This is a genomic window from Bradyrhizobium sp. SZCCHNS3016 (genome assembly GCF_032484535.1).
Classification (GTDB): Bacteria; Pseudomonadota; Alphaproteobacteria; order Rhizobiales; family Xanthobacteraceae; genus Bradyrhizobium.
On record NZ_JAUETE010000004.1, the window covers coordinates 383,517 to 399,582 of the forward strand.

General features: G+C 64.2%; 15 protein-coding genes and 1 tRNA gene. 10 read left to right on the forward strand and 6 right to left on the reverse strand.

Annotated elements, in window-relative coordinates; translation table 11 throughout:
- Positions 1-332: 332 nt before the first annotated feature.
- The 3 genes from QW881_RS11645 to QW881_RS11655 all read right to left on the reverse strand — a co-directional run bounded on the left by QW881_RS11645 (position 333) and on the right by QW881_RS11655 (position 2,501).
- Complete coding sequence (locus tag QW881_RS11645; protein ID WP_316158662.1) at positions 333-1,019, reverse strand: LptA/OstA family protein; 687 nt, start codon at positions 1,017-1,019, stop codon at positions 333-335.
- A gap of 4 nt (positions 1,020-1,023) precedes the next feature.
- Entirely contained in the window at positions 1,024-1,725 is a 702-nt protein-coding gene (lptC, locus tag QW881_RS11650) for an LPS export ABC transporter periplasmic protein LptC (RefSeq protein WP_315716868.1), read from the reverse strand.
- A 161-nt stretch (positions 1,726-1,886) separates the two neighbouring features.
- Complete coding sequence (locus QW881_RS11655) at positions 1,887-2,501, reverse strand: ribonuclease D (RefSeq protein ID WP_315758171.1); 615 nt, start codon at positions 2,499-2,501, stop codon at positions 1,887-1,889.
- Between the two features lie 466 nt (positions 2,502-2,967).
- Between QW881_RS11655 and QW881_RS11660 the strand changes: the two genes are divergently transcribed.
- The 6 genes from QW881_RS11660 (at position 2,968) to QW881_RS11685 (ending at position 8,748) form a co-directional block, all read left to right on the forward strand.
- On the forward strand, positions 2,968-3,939 hold the full coding sequence (locus tag QW881_RS11660; protein WP_315758172.1) for a TRAP transporter substrate-binding protein: 972 nt from the start codon (positions 2,968-2,970) through the stop codon (positions 3,937-3,939).
- 75 nt (positions 3,940-4,014) lie between these two features.
- Positions 4,015-4,560 carry a TRAP transporter small permease gene (locus tag QW881_RS11665; protein ID WP_315758173.1) on the forward strand — a complete coding sequence of 182 codons (546 nt, stop codon included), beginning with the start codon at positions 4,015-4,017 and terminating at the stop codon, positions 4,558-4,560.
- Entirely contained in the window at positions 4,551-5,843 is a 1,293-nt protein-coding gene (locus QW881_RS11670) for a TRAP transporter large permease (RefSeq protein ID WP_315758174.1), read from the forward strand. The genes QW881_RS11665 and QW881_RS11670 overlap by 10 nt, the downstream gene beginning before the upstream one ends.
- 89 nt (positions 5,844-5,932) lie before the next feature.
- Positions 5,933-6,253, forward strand: coding sequence for a hypothetical protein (locus QW881_RS11675; RefSeq protein ID WP_316158664.1), 321 nt, complete (start codon positions 5,933-5,935; stop codon positions 6,251-6,253).
- 37 nt (positions 6,254-6,290) lie between these two features.
- Positions 6,291-6,677 (forward strand): hypothetical protein, encoded by a 387-nt coding sequence (locus QW881_RS11680; RefSeq protein ID WP_316158665.1) that lies wholly within the window; start codon positions 6,291-6,293, stop codon positions 6,675-6,677.
- Between the two features lie 532 nt (positions 6,678-7,209).
- Positions 7,210-8,748: an RNA-directed DNA polymerase gene (locus QW881_RS11685; RefSeq protein ID WP_316158666.1), complete on the forward strand. Its 1,539-nt coding sequence runs from the start codon at positions 7,210-7,212 to the stop codon at positions 8,746-8,748.
- 968 nt (positions 8,749-9,716) lie between these two features.
- On the opposite strand, the gene QW881_RS11690 is transcribed toward QW881_RS11685, so the two are convergent.
- A tRNA-Leu gene (locus QW881_RS11690) sits at positions 9,717-9,803 on the reverse strand.
- A 222-nt stretch (positions 9,804-10,025) separates the two neighbouring features.
- Between QW881_RS11690 and QW881_RS11695 the strand changes: the two genes are divergently transcribed.
- A complete protein-coding gene (locus tag QW881_RS11695) occupies positions 10,026-10,994 on the forward strand; it encodes a complex I NDUFA9 subunit family protein (RefSeq protein ID WP_316158667.1) in 969 nt (322 codons plus the stop codon).
- A gap of 109 nt (positions 10,995-11,103) precedes the next feature.
- On the opposite strand, the gene QW881_RS11700 is transcribed toward QW881_RS11695, so the two are convergent.
- Complete coding sequence (locus tag QW881_RS11700) at positions 11,104-11,910, reverse strand: undecaprenyl-diphosphate phosphatase (protein WP_315758182.1); 807 nt, start codon at positions 11,908-11,910, stop codon at positions 11,104-11,106.
- Between the two features lie 357 nt (positions 11,911-12,267).
- On the opposite strand from QW881_RS11700, the gene QW881_RS11705 reads away from it, so the two are divergent.
- Together QW881_RS11705 and queG are read left to right on the forward strand one after the other, a co-directional pair.
- Positions 12,268-12,960: a glutathione S-transferase family protein gene (locus tag QW881_RS11705; RefSeq protein WP_315758183.1), complete on the forward strand. Its 693-nt coding sequence runs from the start codon at positions 12,268-12,270 to the stop codon at positions 12,958-12,960.
- The gene (gene queG, locus QW881_RS11710) at positions 12,909-14,093 is read left to right on the forward strand and encodes a tRNA epoxyqueuosine(34) reductase QueG (protein WP_316158676.1); all 1,185 of its coding nucleotides are present in this window, start codon (positions 12,909-12,911) and stop codon (positions 14,091-14,093) included. Before QW881_RS11705 ends, queG begins: the two co-directional genes overlap by 52 nt.
- An 11-nt stretch (positions 14,094-14,104) precedes the next feature.
- On the opposite strand, the gene QW881_RS11715 is transcribed toward queG, so the two are convergent.
- Entirely contained in the window at positions 14,105-14,890 is a 786-nt protein-coding gene (locus QW881_RS11715) for an alpha/beta hydrolase (RefSeq protein WP_315758184.1), read from the reverse strand.
- A gap of 327 nt (positions 14,891-15,217) precedes the next feature.
- On the opposite strand from QW881_RS11715, the gene infC reads away from it, so the two are divergent.
- The gene (infC, locus tag QW881_RS11720; protein WP_315740503.1) at positions 15,218-15,757 is read left to right on the forward strand and encodes a translation initiation factor IF-3; all 540 of its coding nucleotides are present in this window, start codon (positions 15,218-15,220) and stop codon (positions 15,755-15,757) included.
- The last annotated feature ends 309 nt before the right edge of the window (positions 15,758-16,066 follow it).

The window sequence follows — 16,066 nt, forward strand, 5'->3', positions numbered from 1 at the left end:
TCGAGGCTGCCCGTCATCGACCGCAGCGCTGGCTCGCCCGCTCACCGCGAGCGAACGCATCTCACCTCTCGCGGATCACAGGGAGCGCGAGGCCGGCCAAAGCGCGGCAGGCCGCGCTTCGGAGTTTGTCGTCTGACGGCGAAGTCGCGGTCGCCACGCAGGCGACCGATCGCAAGATCGCAATCGTGTCCGGCATCATTCTTTCGCAGCCACGCAACGGGTTCCACGGCCTCCCGTTGCATCGGTCCTGCGACAGAACCGCCCGCTCGCTAGATAGAGGCAGCAGCGGCGCGGTTCAACTGGGCCGCCGGCGTTTTGCTAAATAATTGAAGTCACTTCGATTTGCCTGGACCGAGCTGCAGCGGCCCGGCGCCGCCCGGAGCCGAGGCCGTCGACGGACCGCAGCCGCCGCCCGCGCCCGCGCCCGCCTGCGGCAGCAGCACCTGGACGCCGCGCCCGCTGTCGGATTCGACGCGCGACACGCCGGTGGTCATGTCGACCGTCAGCCGGTCGCCGCGCATCACGTTCTTGCACTGGGTCAGCACCACGCCGCCCTGCATCGAGATCATGTTGGTCTTGGTGTCGTAGACCGCGGTCTCGCCGGTCACGACCTGGTCCTTCTGGGTCACCTTGACGTCGCCGCGCGCCTCGAGACGGCGGATCGCCGAGCTGCCGTCCGGCCCAGGCGTCGCCGCCGGCGTTGCCTTGGTCGCCTTTGCGCCGCCCGGCTGGGCGCCGCCGTCGTAGAACACCACCAGCGACTTCGAGGTCATGGTGGTATCGCCCTGCACGACCTTGACGTTGCCGGTGAAGGTCGCCTCCTTCTTCTTGTCGCGCATCTCGAGCGCAGCGGCCTCGATCTGGATCGGCTGGTCGCGGTTCTGCGAGAACCCCTGCAGCGCGTTGGGCACGCCGGTGGTCGCGCTCTGCGCCTGCGATGAGTCGGCAAGCGCGAGCAACGCCAGCGCGGCGAAGCCGGCGCCGCGAATCGCTACGGGAATGAAATGGCACGTGGTCATGAGGTCACTTCACGTTGCGGGCCGGACGGCCGGGATCGGCGCTCGCCGTCGTGGCCGGAGCGGCATTCATGTTGTCGAGGTTCATCATCACATTGCCCTCGAAGCGGATGACCTCGCCATTGTCGGTGATGCGCAGGCGGTCGGCGGAGAGCGTACCGTTGGTGAGCTTGACGTCGACGCGCTCGTCCGAGCTCACGGTGCCCTTGGCCATGTCGACCGAGGCCCGGCTCAGCCGCGCCTCGTAGCCCGTCGACGTCGTCAGCAGGATGTCCTTCGTCAGCTCGAGCTGCTGCTGCTTGGTGTCGAACACGCCGGTATTCGCCTTCAACGTCACCGTCGACTGATCCTCCATCAGCACCTTGGCGCGGAGGATGTTGAGCTCGACGTGATCGGGATCGGTGAGGTCCTGCACCGCGCTCCGGGCGACGAGATCATACGGCCGCTGGTCCGGCGTGAAGCCGGTGAGATGCGGCGTCTCCATCGTGATCTTGCGGCCGGAGATGACGAGGTTGCCGGTGAGATTGGGGGTGTTGATCTCCATGTGGAACGGATTGAACAGCGCGATGCCGATCACGACCGCCATCGCCAGTCCCACCGCCGCCGGCACCGCGACCCGCAGCACGCGCACGAAGCGGCTGTGGCGCGCCGCGACCGCGAAGCGCGCCTGCAGGGTGGGATCATAGGCGGGGTTGTGGACCGAGTTCACCAGGGCTCCGACGGACACGGGGAGGCGCGCGAAACAGCGCCCATCCTACCATGGACGCCCTCACCATTGCAGCCTGGAACTGGCGCGAAATCGCGACGCGGGGCGGCTCGCGATCATTACGAGACATTAATGATCGTGAACGCGCCCGCGATTCGCCGGCTTCAGGAATGCGCGAAGATGTCCTCGGCCTCGAATCCGCCCAGATCGAGCGTCGCGCGGTGGGGCAGGAACGCGAAACAGGCCTGCGCCAGCGCCAGCCGCCCTTCGCGCGCCAGCATCACGTCGAGCTTTTCGCGCAGCGCATGCAGATGCAGCACGTCGGAGGCAGCATACGCGAGCTGCGGCTCGCTGAGCTGCTCGGCGCCCCAGTCGCTCGACTGCTGCTGCTTGGAGAGATCGACGTTGAGCAGCTCGCGCACGAGGTCCTTGAGACCATGGCGGTCGGTATAGGTGCGCGCCAGCCGCGAGGCGATCTTGGTGCAATAGACCGGCTGCGGCATCACCCCGAACGCGTGAAACAGCGCCGCGACGTCGAAGCGCGCGAAGTGGAAGATTTTGGTGATGTCCGGGTTGCCGAGCAGCGCCTTCAGGTTCGGCGCATCGGTGTGACCCTTGGGGATCTGCACCACGTCGGCCGAGCCGTCGCCGGGCGACAGCTGCACCACGCACAGCCGGTCGCGGTGCGGATTGAGCCCCATCGTCTCGGTGTCGATCGCGACCGACGAGGTATAGCGGGAAAGATCAGGCAGGTCGCCGCGGTGCAGGCGTACGGTCATGGCTCTCAAAACCTCGTCGAATCGAAATCGGACGCGACGGGCCGGAGCAACGCCGCGGGAAGCGCTCGGGAACCGGCTGTAGCCCGGCGCTGGTAACCAACCGGCAAACGCGCCGGGCCGGTCCGGAGATCAGCCGTGGGAATGCCAGCCCCGCCGCCCGGGCGCAAGGGCCGGACAGGGCCAGGTGATCGCATCTGAGGTGGCGCCGGCAATGTCTCCACGGCCGTTCGAGGCGGCGCCTTCGTCATTGAGGCGGTCGACCCGCTGGTTGCATCGCGCCAGATCGCACCCAATCGATCGATGCAACTCTTGCATTGATCGATGCCGCCTTTGGCTTGGACAGAAAATGCCACTGGCCGTACGCGTGATATTGTCGCATGACTTCGCATCTGGAGTGCAGCGACCCAAGGCGGCCTGCAGCATCTGCCCAACAACAACGACATAATCAATTGAGGAGGAAGCCAAGATGAAGGCACTTACAGGTATCATTGCGGCCGCCGTGCTGGCGGTCTCGTCCCCTTTGGCGACCGCGCGCGATTTCCGCTCCGCCGACGTGCACCCCGCCGATTATCCGACCGTCGAAGCCGTCAAGTTCATGGGCAAGCAGCTCGCTGCCGCGAGCGGCGGCAAGCTCGGCGTCAAGGTGTTTCCGAACGGCGCCCTCGGCTCCGAGAAGGACACGATCGAGCAGCTCAAGATCGGCGCGCTCGACATGATGCGGATCAACTCCTCGCCGCTCAACAATTTCGTGCCGGAGACCGTCGCGCTGTGCCTGCCCTTCGTGTTCCGCGACACGCAGCACATGCGCACCGTCCTGGACGGCCCAATCGGCGACGAGATCCTGGCCGCCATGGAGCCCGCCGGCCTGATCGGTCTCGCCTACTATGACAGCGGCGCGCGCTCGATCTACACGGTCAAGGCGCCGGTGAAGTCGCTCGCCGACATCAAGGGCCTGAAGATCCGCGTCCAGCAGTCCGACCTCTGGGTCGGCATGATCCAGAGCCTCGGCGCCAACCCGACCCCGATGCCCTATGGCGAGGTCTACACCGCGCTCAAGACCGGCCTCGTCGACGCCGCCGAGAACAACTGGCCGTCCTACGAATCCTCGCGCCACTTCGAGGCCGCCAAGTTCTACAACGTCACCGAGCACTCGCTGGCGCCCGAAGTCCTCGTGATGTCCAAGAAGGTCTGGGACACGCTGAGCAAGGAGGATCAGGCGATGATCCGCAAGGCGGCCAAGGAGTCCGTGCCGGTCATGCGCAAGCTCTGGGACGAGCGCGAGCAGACCTCCCGCAAGGCCGTCGAGGCCGCCGGCGTGCAGGTCGTGACGATCGCCAACAAGCAGGAATTCGTCGACGCGATGAAGCCGGTGTACCAGAAGTTCGCCGGCGACGAGAAGCTCTCGAGCCTCGTCAAGCGCATCCAGGACACCAAGTAAGAACCACACAAAAATAGGGACCGGGTCCGGCGTCGCCGTGCGGCGGCACCGGACTCAGGCCAGGGAGGGCCGGGAATGACAGATCCTCATGTTGGAGACCACGAGCAGCAGGAGGGACGTCCGTCGACCGGCCTGCTCTCGCGGATCAACGCCGTCATCGCGCGCGTCGGCATGTATCTGTCCGTCGCCGGACTGCTCGTCATCGTCACCATCGTCTTCTACCAGGTGTTCGGACGCTACGTTCTCAACTCCAGCCCGACCTGGACCGAGAATCTGGCGCTGGTCCTGATCCTCTATGTCACGCTGATCGGCGCCGCCGTCGGCGTTCGCGACGCCGGCCATATTGGCATGGACAGCCTCCTCGTGATGCTGCCGGACAGCACGCGCGAGAAGATCGAGCTGGTGATCCACGTGCTGGTCGCCTTGTTCGGCATCGCGATGGCCTACAACGGCTGGATCCTCGGCGCCTCCGTGGGCACCGTGAAGATCGCCAATCTCGGCCTGCCCGAAGTCGTCCGCTACGTGCCGCTGATCGCTTCGGGAATCCTGATCGTCATGTTTTCCATCGAGCACATCATGGCTCTCTTGCGCGGTGAAGAGGTCGTCCCCTCATGGAACTGATTATTCTCGGCGTCACCTTCTTCGGCTTCCTGGTCCTCGGCGTTCCCGTTGCGTTTGCGATCGGCCTCTCGGCGATCTGCACCATCCTCTATGAAGGCCTGCCGGTTGCCGTCATCTTCCAGCAGATGATGTCGGGGATGAACATCTTCTCGTTCCTCGCCATCCCGTTCTTCGTCTTCAGCGGCGAGCTGATGCTGCATGGCGGCGTCGCCGACAAGATCGTGCAGCTCGCCAAGAATCTCGTCGGTCACATCCGCGGCGGGCTCGGCATGTCGAACGTCGTCGCCTGCACCTTGTTCGGCGGCGTCTCCGGCTCTCCCGTGGCCGACGTGTCGGCGATGGGCGCGGTGATGATCCCGATGATGAAGAAGGAAGGGTTCGACACCGACTACGCCGTCAACGTCACCACCCACGCCTCGCTGGTCGGCGCGTTGATGCCGACCAGCCACAACATGATCATCTATGCGCTCGCAGCCGGCGGCAAGGTGTCGATCGGCGCGCTGATCGCCGCCGGTCTTCTTCCGGCGCTCGTGCTGATGGTCTGCATGCTGGTGGCCGCCTACGCGGTCGCCGTGAAGCGCGGCTATCCCGCAGGCAAGTTTCCGGGCTGGGCCGAGGTGTTGCGCTCGTTCGCGGCGGCGCTGCCCGGCCTGCTGATCGTCGGCATCATCCTGGCGGGCATCCTGTCCGGCGTTTTCACCGCTACCGAATCCGCGGCGGTCGCGGTCACCTACACGATCCTGCTGACGTTCTTCATCTACCGCACCATGAGCCTGCAGAACTTCCTGCGGGCCGCCGCCAAGGCGGTCAAGACGACCGGCGTGGTGCTGCTCCTGATCGGCGTCTCCACCATGTTCCAGTACCTGATGGGATTGTACGAAGTCGCCGATTTCGCCGGCGATCTCATGAGCAAGGTCTCGACGCAGCCCTGGATGATCTTCCTGCTGATCAACGTCATCCTGTTCCTGCTCGGCACGTTCATGGACATGGCGGCGACCATCCTGATCTGCACCCCGATCTTCCTGCCGATCGCGATGAAGGCCGGCATGGATCCGGTGCAGTTCGGCATGCTGATGCTGATCAACTGCGCGCTGGGCCTCAACACCCCGCCGGTCGGCACCACGCAGTTTGTCGGCTGCGCCATCGGCGGCATCTCGGTCGGCGCCGTCATGCGCACCATCCTGCCGTTCTACGCCGCGCTGATCGCAGCGCTGATGTTCGTCACCTACGTGCCGGCGTTCTCGCTGTGGCTGCCGCGGTTGTTGATGGGGTACAAGGGATAGCCGCCCGCGGTTCGCCGGCCCCGGCCGGCGAACCGCGCCTGCGATGGTTTGCGTCGTGGCCGACGATCGCTGAGTCTGCATCCGCTCCCGTGCCGCATCCGGCGACGTGGGGCCCTGTCTCCTGCATCCTCCTTATTCGAACGGCACCGCCCCTGGCGTCGAACCTGCGCGGAGCAAGAGACACGAATGGAAGCGGGCTATTCGTCGCGATCGCTGGATGGTCGGAGACGCTTCCCGATGGCATCGGCAACCGCGCATTGTTCGAAGCCTGCCTCGGAGGTGCCTTTCCGATTATCGCCTCCGATGATCGTTTCATCGCACTGCATGTCTGGCAGATCGCTGGCGAGCCCAGCGACATGCACGCGACCTGGATCGATCTGGACGGCGTGCGCCAGCGTGACGTCACGTGAGCGATTCACCGCGCACGAGCGATCGGAGGAGAGGCCCATGAAGCAGTTGCTGAGCGAGGTCGACCGCGAGCTGATGCAGGACGACCTGCTGATTCGCGTCACCTCCGGCCTGTGCGGCGGCGTCGTGACGCTGGTCGGTCTCCTGCTGCTGTATGGCTTCACGACACGCGGCGTCGACCGGCTGCCCGGCGGCTGGCCCCTGGCGGTGGCGTTCGTCGTGCTCGCACTGGTCTTCGGGATCCCGCTCATCCTGCGCAGCGTGCTGTCGACCCGGACGCCCCTGGGGCGCTTCCTCGCCTGCCACGCCACGCCCGGCGCGTTGCGCCGGCCGGACGACTTCACGCTGTGGATCATGCTGCCAGCCCTCGCGCTGACGGTGATGCTGCGCAGGGTAGGTGTCAGCGGCGAGGCGGAAGCTGAGTAGCTGCGCTGGTGGGCATGGCGCGGACAGGGCGATGGGGGCTCATGGCCTGGGAACCATGATTCATGGTCCGAGGCATCGTTTCGGCCAAGCCTGCGGACGCGCATCGCGTCGGTCGGAGCGGATCCGGGACCCATAACCACAGAATACCGTGAGGTACACGGAACGTGCTGCCTGCCCATTCAGATATCACGCGGTATGGTCCCCGCGTTCGCTGGGAACAAACTGGCGGTGGGGCTGGAATCACGGAAGAACTTCGTTGCAGCGATCAAGTCGTTCAGTGTGCCCCGAACGACGTGAGCGTCTAGACATTTTTGCGGACTATAACCGCAACCCTTACTTCGCATTGCGGAAAATTCGAGCCAGCCAAGCTCAGGCGGACCGACCAGTGACTTACAGCGTCAACATCTCTATTGACGATATACGCTCTTTAAAGTTGCATACAGCACATGCTGTCGCGCTTCCAAATGACCGAAGTCGACCGTGATTTGCCACGAGCACTGCGCGACTGCACACCAATTCCAGCGAGACCCGGATGCCTACCCTTGAGGCAGATATTATTGTCTGGTCAATAGACCACATCCTAACTCATGGCGACACGGACATCTTTCCTTATCCGCTAGAGTTTAGATTTCTAGCCGACAGAAAATCCGACGTAGCTGCAGAGCTTTCAAAACAAGAGGTAGGCAATTATCGCCCAATGAGCGCTCTTGAGTCGCTCGTACCCAAAAGCCGATACAACTTCCGAGTCGCACATCAACTATTCCCAATCGACTGCATTCTACTTACAGCCTCCGTTGTAAAGATCGGCAACGAACTGGAAGCAAGTCGCCTTCCGTCGGATCAGGGTCCGTTTTCGTATCGATACAAACAAAGCGAGTCTTTCGACATTTTCACTAAAGATTGCCGCTACGGCGACTGGCTAAGAAGCCAGTATGTTCGTCTTTTGTTTTCTGCAAATAGCTATTCTCATGTGATCGAAGCTGATATCTCCGAATTCTATCAAAGAATCTATCACCATAGGCTCGAGAATACACTACTCGTCGCCACAACAAACAAGCCGATAGCACTATTCCTCAAGCAGTTCATTTCTGACGTCCGAGCCCGACAATCATTTGGCATACCCGTTGGAGGGAATGCTAGTCGGATACTAGCCGAGGCCCTCTTAAACGACACCGACAGCGCCCTGAACGCAGAGGGCTACAATTTCACACGATATGTTGACGATTTCCGTATTTTTGTACGTAGCGATCAAGACCCGTATGCCGCACTAGCATTTTTGTCCGAACATCTCATGACTAACGAGGGCCTCTTCTTGGCTAGTGCTAAGACAAGGGTCCACACCGTCGGCGAATATTTTGAGAAGCTCAACGTATTCAGCGGGGAAGACACTGCTCAGGCCGATGAATCGGCCGCCCAACGCCTCCTGCAGCAGATTTACGAGTCGGAAGATTCCACAGAGGCGGTTGAAGCTCTAAAGTCAGAAGATTTAATTGGAGACCTAAAAGCCGAACTGGAACATGAATTTTGGGATGTAGGTCGCATTCGGATCCTACTACGCTGCATGAAGCATACGAAACTAGTAGAAGCAGCAGATTTCATCAAAGGACATCTGAGGGAGCTACTGCCCTTTGTAAAAGACGTAGTGCTTCTCATCGAAGAATTAGCGAAAGGCGAAGAATCCCTCTTCAAAGATCTTGCGCCCGAGCTCGTGAAACTAGTCTTGGAGCCAGCAGCGCGACGTCTCAGTGTCACCAGGGCATGGTTACTTGAGCTTTTTATACGAGGCATCGTACCTATCACTTATGAACAAGCCAAACCTCTGTTTGACCTCAATGGAACACTCGACAATCGGCAGCTGTTAGTTTTAAGGGGCCAGCTCGGCGACGTGAACTTCTTTCGGCAGAGGAAAACCAAGATGGACGAGATGAATGCTTGGGTTCAGCCGGCATTCATATATGCCGCACATTGTTTGCCTGCTGACGAATACAAGGCTTGGCTTGGAACTTTAAAGGGGCGGCTTTCCTTCCCAATGTCGGACCTCTACTGTAAATGGGCAGAAAAACGGCGCTGAGAGCGCACGACTCTATTCGGATGGCCAAAGGGTTCTGCTCCGCATACCGTCCATCCCCAAACTGCCCGTCGTGCCAGTCTGTCGCAGCATTCGGGCTTGCACCGTCGGGCAAATCAGCTGCACATTTCCGCGCGTCCCTGCTGCCGCATGAGGGGCGTTTCGCGACCGTCACGGATCGTTGGCAGTGGGATGCGATGGGCGTGTGTCGACGCAGCGTGAATTAGTTCGCGCGGACGAACGGCGAGGCACGCACGGTCAAGTCGCGCGGTCCTGATATCCCGATGCTGATATCAACTCATGTCGAGGCTTTCGCTTCGCGTGGGGATGGTGGCCAGACAGCCCGGCGCACCAGGGAGAACGCGAAGCAGCCGTCAAAACCACTCGCGCAGGGAAGGCCGGATGATCCGGCGCGTACCTGTGGTTCCTGCCGCCAGCATTTTCTTCCGCTGGCGGGCCATGGGTGCAGTCGGCGCCCGGCCTTCCCTGCACCCTCATGATTTCGAGGGCGAGACGATCGGCATGGCTCGGGCGCGGGATGCGTCGCGAGGCTGATAGGTCTTGCCCTAAACGAGAAAGACCACGGCGGTCATGGTGATCACTCGACACGAAGGCGGTGCCCACCTTCCCCTGGAGGGGGAGGGTCGCCTCACGGAGAGCGAAGCAAAACGTGAGGCGGGGTGGGGTGATCTCTCCTCTGGCGCTGGCGTGCGTGGAGAGATCACCCCACCCCGCTCGCCCGCCTCGCGTGCGATCGACCCTCCCCCTCCAGGGGAGGGTGGAGGCTCGCAGCCGGCAGCAGCGGCTACATCACGGGCGTTGAGAGGAGGATTATCGGCTGGCTTGGGGACGAGCGTGTCGCTAATGTCCCGAAGACATCAGCTAAATCGGTGCCACCCAATCAGATCGCGAGACGCATCAGCGCCGTCGTCTGTCACAGAGTTCTGTGCGGGGGAGGTCACCACCAAAAATGGTGCCCAGGAAAGGACTCGAACCTTCACGGCCGTTAAGCCACTGGCACCTGAAGCCAGCGCGTCTACCAATTCCGCCACCTGGGCATGGGGGCGCTGTGTACGGATCGAACGGGCGCTTGTCAAACTGCTGAACGCCCAAGATGACAATTTTTCTGAAGCCATGCGCAAAAACACGGCTCCCTTTTCCGCAATGCGGGCGATGGGCTATACAGCGGCCCAGGATGGCGGGCCGCGGGGTGCGAATCGCCGCTGACAGCTATCTCGTCCGGGGCGGACCGACCGCCCGGCAATCCCAGGACTCATTCCATGGCATCGAATCTGGACACATTGGTTACCGTCTTCGGCGGCTCCGGCTTCGTCGGGCGCAACGTGGTCCGGGCGCTGGCCAAGCGCGACTACCGCATCCGCGTCGCGGTGCGCCGGCCGGAGCTCGCCGGCCACCTGCAGCCGCTCGGCCGGGTCGGCCAGATCCACGCCGTACAGGCCAATCTGCGCTATCCCGACTCGGTCGCATCAGCGCTGCGCGACAGCCACGTCGCGATCAACCTCGTCGGCGTCCTGACCGAGAGCGGCGCGCAGACCTTCGAGGCCGTGCAGGCCGAGGGCGCCGCCACCGTCGCCAAGGCGGCGGCCGCTGCTGGCGCCCGCATGGTGCACGTCTCGGCGATCGGCGCCGACGCGGAGTCGGCATCGAGCTATGCCCGCGCCAAGGCGGCCGGCGAGGCCGCCGTGCTGGCCGCGGTGCCGGACGCCGTGATCATGCGCCCCTCGGTCGTGTTCGGCCCCGAGGACCAGTTCACCAACCGCTTTGCGGGGCTCGCGCGGATCTCGCCGTTCCTGCCGCTGATCGGCGGCGGCGAGACGAAGATGCAGCCGGTCTATGTCGGCGACGTCGCCACCGCGGTGGCCGATGCGGTCGACGGCAAGGCGCAGCCGGGCGCGACCTACGAGCTCGGCGGGCCGGAGGTGCTGAGCTTCCGGGAAATCCTGAAAATCATCCTCGACATCACCGACCGCGACCGCGCGCTGCTGCCGCTGCCGTTCGGGCTCGCCAAACTGCAGGCCGCAATCCTGCAGTTCGCGCCGGGGCCGCTGAAGCTGACGCCCGACCAGGTCGAGCTCTTGCGCTACGACAACGTGGTGTCGGAGGCGGCAAAGGCGGCCGGGCTGACCTTGCAGGGCCTCGGCATCACGCCGGACTCGCTCGAGGCGGTCGCCCCGCAATATCTCTGGCGCTTCCGTCCGTCCGGGCAGTTCCAGCGCAAGAACGCGTGAGGGTATCTGTAGGGTGGGCAAAGCGAAGCGTGCCCACCACCTTGCTTTGGCATACTCGGTGAGAACGGTGGGCACGGCGCTGCGCGCCTTTGCCCACCCTACGCGATAACTACTTCCCCAGCGCCAGCGCGATCAGGCCCAGCGTGCCGACGATCACGCGCCACCAGGCAAACAGCACGAAGCCGTGGCGGGTGACGTAACCGAGGAAGGCCTTCACCACGATCATCGCGGTGATGAAGGAGACGACGAAGCCGATCGCGATGAGGCCGAGGTGATCGGACGTCATCTCGGCGCGGCTCTTGTAGAAGTCGTAGACGAAGGCGCCGACCATGGTCGGGATCGCCAGGAAGAAGGAGAACTCCGCGGCCGAGCGCTTGTCGCCGCCGAGCAGCATCGCCGCCACGATGGTGGCGCCGGAGCGCGACACGCCCGGGATCATGGCGAGGCACTGCGCGACGCCGATCCACAGATACATCATCAGCGGATAACGCGTCGCGTCGTGCTCCCGCGGCTTGAGATCGATCTGATCGACCCACAGCAGGATGGCGCCGCCGACGATCAGCGAGAAGCACACGACCCAGGGATCGAACAGGAGCGCCTTGATGTACTTGCCGGCGATGAGGCCGATGATGACCGCGGGCAGGAAGGCGATCAGCACGCCGATGATGAAGCGGCGGTCGTCAGGGTTCGTCAGCGCGCCGATCGCGACGCGGTACAGCTTGAAGAAGTACAGCGCGACGATGGCGAGGATGGCGCCGAGCTGGATCAGGATCGCAAAGCTCTTCCAGAATCCCTCGTCGCCGAGCCCGAAAAAGCGCTCCGCCAGCAGCAGATGGCCGGTCGAGGATACGGGAAGAAACTCGGTGACGCCCTCGACGATGCCGAGAAGCACCGCCCGCAGCGTATCTGACATCATTGATCGGATCCTGGATTGCCGGCAAAACGCCGCCCTTCTCGCCTATTCGGCCTCCGCCCGCAATTGCAAAAAGCGCTCGAACCGGCCACATCCGATGAATGAACCGGCGTGTGATCGGCCATGCGAATCAGAACGAGGCGATGGCGGACAGTGGATCGGGCGCGCTGATCGCTGTTCCCGAACGCGTCGTTTCCCGCATGACCGCCCGTCGCCCTACTGCTTACACTTTCGCCGACCATGCGCTAATGGTCCGATTCGCGAGCGCACCCGCGCGCCGGTATCGGGACGAGGCGTCGGTGCGAACCGATGGTTGATTGTTCGTTAAGCGCCGTAGCCGCGGAATCGTCGAAAGGCTCCATGTATACGCTCTACCACCATCCCTTCTGCCCGCATTCACGCTTCGTCCGGCTGGTGCTCGGCGAATACGGGCTCGATCTGCGCCTGGTGGAGGAACGCGCCTGGGAGCGCCGCGAGGCGTTTCTCGTGCTCAATCCCGCGGCCACCACGCCGGTGCTGTCGGTCGAAGGCCTGCCGCCGGTGCCCGGTGTCGGCGTGATCGCCGAATTCATCGACGAGACCTGCGGGCCCGAGATGGGTGATCGCCGGCTGATGCCGGCGTCGGCGGCCGAGCGCGTCGAGGTGCGCCGGCTGATGGACTGGTTCAACACCAAGTTCTTCGAGGAGGCCTCGAACCTGCTGGTCACCGAGCGCATCTACAAGCGCTTCATGAGCGAGGAGGATGGCGGCGGGCCGCCGTCGACCGACGTGATTCGCGCCGCCAAGACCAATGTGCGCTATCATCTCGCCTATATCGGCTGGCTGGCGCAGCGGCGCAATTTCCTGGCCGGCGACCGCCTGACCTATGCCGACCTCGCCGCCGCCGCGCATCTGTCGGCGATCGACTATCTGGGCGACGTGCCATGGATCGAGGACGACGCAGCGAAGGCGTGGTACGCGCGGGTGAAGTCGCGGCCGTCGTTCCGGCCGCTGCTCTCCGACTGGCTGGCGGGCGTGCCGGCGTCGCGGACCTATGTGGACCTGGACTTCTGAGCGCCGATAGGCCCACGCCGGAGACGTTGAAGGCGGCGCTGGCCGCCGAGGCGCAACGGCTGGGCTTCGATGCCATCGGCATCACCGCCCCGGTCGTGAGCGCCGAGCGGGCCGCCGCGTTCGAACGCTTCCTCGCCGCCGGCCAGCACGGCGACATGGACTGGCTGGCGCGCGAGCCGTCCCGCCGCACCGATCCCACCGCGCTGTGGCGCGAGGTCCGCAGCATCATCATGCTCGGCGTCAATTACGGCCCCGACGAGGACCCGCGCGCGGTCCTGTCCCAGCGCAGCAATGCTGCGATTTCGGTCTATGCCCGCGGCGACGACTATCACGACGTCATCAAGAAGAACCTCAAGACGCTCGTCCGCTGGCTGGTCGCGCAGGTCGGTTGTGATGTGAAGGTGTTCGTCGACACCGCGGCCGTCATGGAGAAGCCGCTGGCCGAAGCGGCAGGGCTCGGCTGGCAGGGCAAGCACACCAACCTGGTGTCGCGCGGTTTCGGCTCCTGGCTGTTCCTCGGCGCCATCTACACCACGCTGGACCTGCCCGCCGATGCGCCGGAGCGCGATCATTGCGGCTCGTGCCGGGCCTGCCTCGACAGCTGCCCGACCGCGGCGTTCCCGGCCCCCTACAGTCTCGATGCGCGGCGCTGCATCTCGTATCTCACCATCGAGAACAAGGGGCCGATCCCGCGCGAGTTCCGCAAGGCGCTGGGCAACCGTATCTACGGCTGCGACGACTGCCTCGCCGCCTGTCCATGGAACAAGTTCGCGCAAGTGGGGCGCGAGGCGAAGCTGAAAGCCCGCGAATCGCTGCGGTCCCCCGATCTCGCCGAGCTGGCTGCGCTCGACGACGCCGCGTTTCGCGCACTGTTCACGAAATCGCCGATCAAGCGCGTCGGCCGCGACCGCTTCCTGCGCAACGTGCTGATCGCGATCGGCAACTCCGGCGATTCGGCGCTGACGCCGGCCGCCGAACGGCTTGCCGCCGATCCGCATCCGCTGGTGCGCGGTGCCGCCGCCTGGGCGCTCGCGCGGCTGCTCGACGAGGCCGCCTTCGCGCGACGTGCGGAGGCGGCGCTGACGTCAGAGACCGACGAAAGCGTCCGCGCGGAATGGCAAGCCCGATGCTGAAGCGGGCCGCCTCAGCCCATCTCGCCGACGGCGGCCAGCATGCGCGCGATGTCCTGCGGACGCGACAGCCGGTGGTCGCCGTCCTGGATCATGGTCAGCACCACGTCTTCGGCCGGCAGGCGGTGGGTCAGTGCGAACGCGTGCTGCCAGGGGACGTCCGGGTCCTGCGCGCCCTGCAGGATGCGCACCGGGCAGCCGACCTTGATGGCACCGCCGAGCAGGAGATGATTGCGCCCGTCCTCGATCAGCGCCCTGGTGATGGGATAGGGCTCGCCATACTCCGACGGACGCATCCAGACGCCCTTGGACTCGATCTCGGTCCGGACCGCCGGCGGGAAGCCCTTCCACATCAGCTCCTCGGTGAAATCGGGCGCCGGGGCGATCAGGACCAGGCCGGCCAGCGTCGCCTCCGCCGGGTCCTTGAGCAGCTCGCGCGCCAGCAGCAGCGCCATCCAGCCGCCCATCGAGGAACCGATCACGACCTGCGGTCCGTGGCAGATTTGCCGGAACACCGCGACGCTCTCCTCGAGCCAGCGGCCGATGGTGCCGTCGACGAAGCGGCCGCCGGATTCACCGTGACCGGAATAGTCGAAACGGACGCAGGCGCGGCCGCGCTCGGCGGCCCAGGCGTCGAGCGCCAGCGCCTTGGTGCCTTTCATGTCGGAATTGAAGCCACCGAGCCAGAACAGCCCGGGCGGGCGGCCTGGCCGCGCCCGCACCGCGATCCGGCGCGACGATTCGCCCGCGCCGACGGTGACGAAGACGGGCGTATCGGCATTTTCTGCAGCAGGGTTCATGGATCGTTACTCGATTTCGGGGGCTGTGTGGGCGAACCAGCCGGTCGCGTCAATCCGCTCGACCGGGCGCTGCCGCTTGCGAAAGGGCCCCGCGCACTCTATGTCCGCCAGCGGAGCCACGAGGCCTCGAAAGTGCGGTTTTGATCGCCATTCTTGGCCATGTGGTCTCTTTGGGGGAATGCACGGCCGCGCCGAAGTCCTGCGCGTGCGACGCAAGAGCCATGACGGCCGGATGTTAATTCGACGCACGGGACGCCAGCTGTCTTGCCCGCGAGGGCATCTTCCTTCAAAATAGTCGCCTTCTTCCACAACCTTGGAGAACTACCCATTCGCCGCCCCAATCGAGCCCCGCCCGCTGCCGTCAAAGACGGGCCGCGCACAAATGATGAGATTCGCAATGCGCAGATCCAGCTGATCGATTCAGAAGGTACCAACCGCGGCACTGTCGAGACCGTGGTTGCGATCAAGATGGCCGCTGATGCCGGCATGGATCTGGTCGAGATTTCGCCGAACAACAATCCTCCCGTCTGTAAGATCATGGACTACGGGAAGTACAAGTATTCGGCGCAGAAGAAGGCCGCCGAGGCCCGCAAGAAGCAGAAGGTCGTCGAGATCAAGGAGATCAAGCTCCGCCCGATGATCGATGATCACGACTACGACGTGAAGATGCGGGCGATGCAGCGCTTCTTCGAAGAGGGCGACAAGGTCAAGATCACACTGCGCTATCGCGGCCGCGAAATGGCGCACCAGGAGATCGGCACCAAGCTGCTCGACAAGGTCAAGTCCGACGTCGCGGCTTTCGCCAAGGTCGAGCAGGACGCGCGGTTCGAGGGACGCCAGGTGGTCATGGTTCTGGCCCCGCGCTAGTCGCCAGCCACCGACGCACCAAACCGAGCCCGCCACACGTCTGGCGGGCTTTTCTCTTGAGGCCCCGCCAGAACCGCTCTTTGCGGGCGCGGATCAGGACCTGCCACCGCCCGCTGCAGCTGCCGGAGGAGCCTTTGCGGCTCCACCGAACGGAGTCGGCCGGTGCCGGTGGCCGAGGGCCGCCCTGGGATACCTGTACCCGCGGCTCGCATGTCGGCTGACCATGGCTCGGACGAGCCGATTCGGCGGTTCAGCGTTGCCAAGAGCCACCGTCTCTGGCATAAGCGCGGCCTTCGTCGCCCGGCTGAT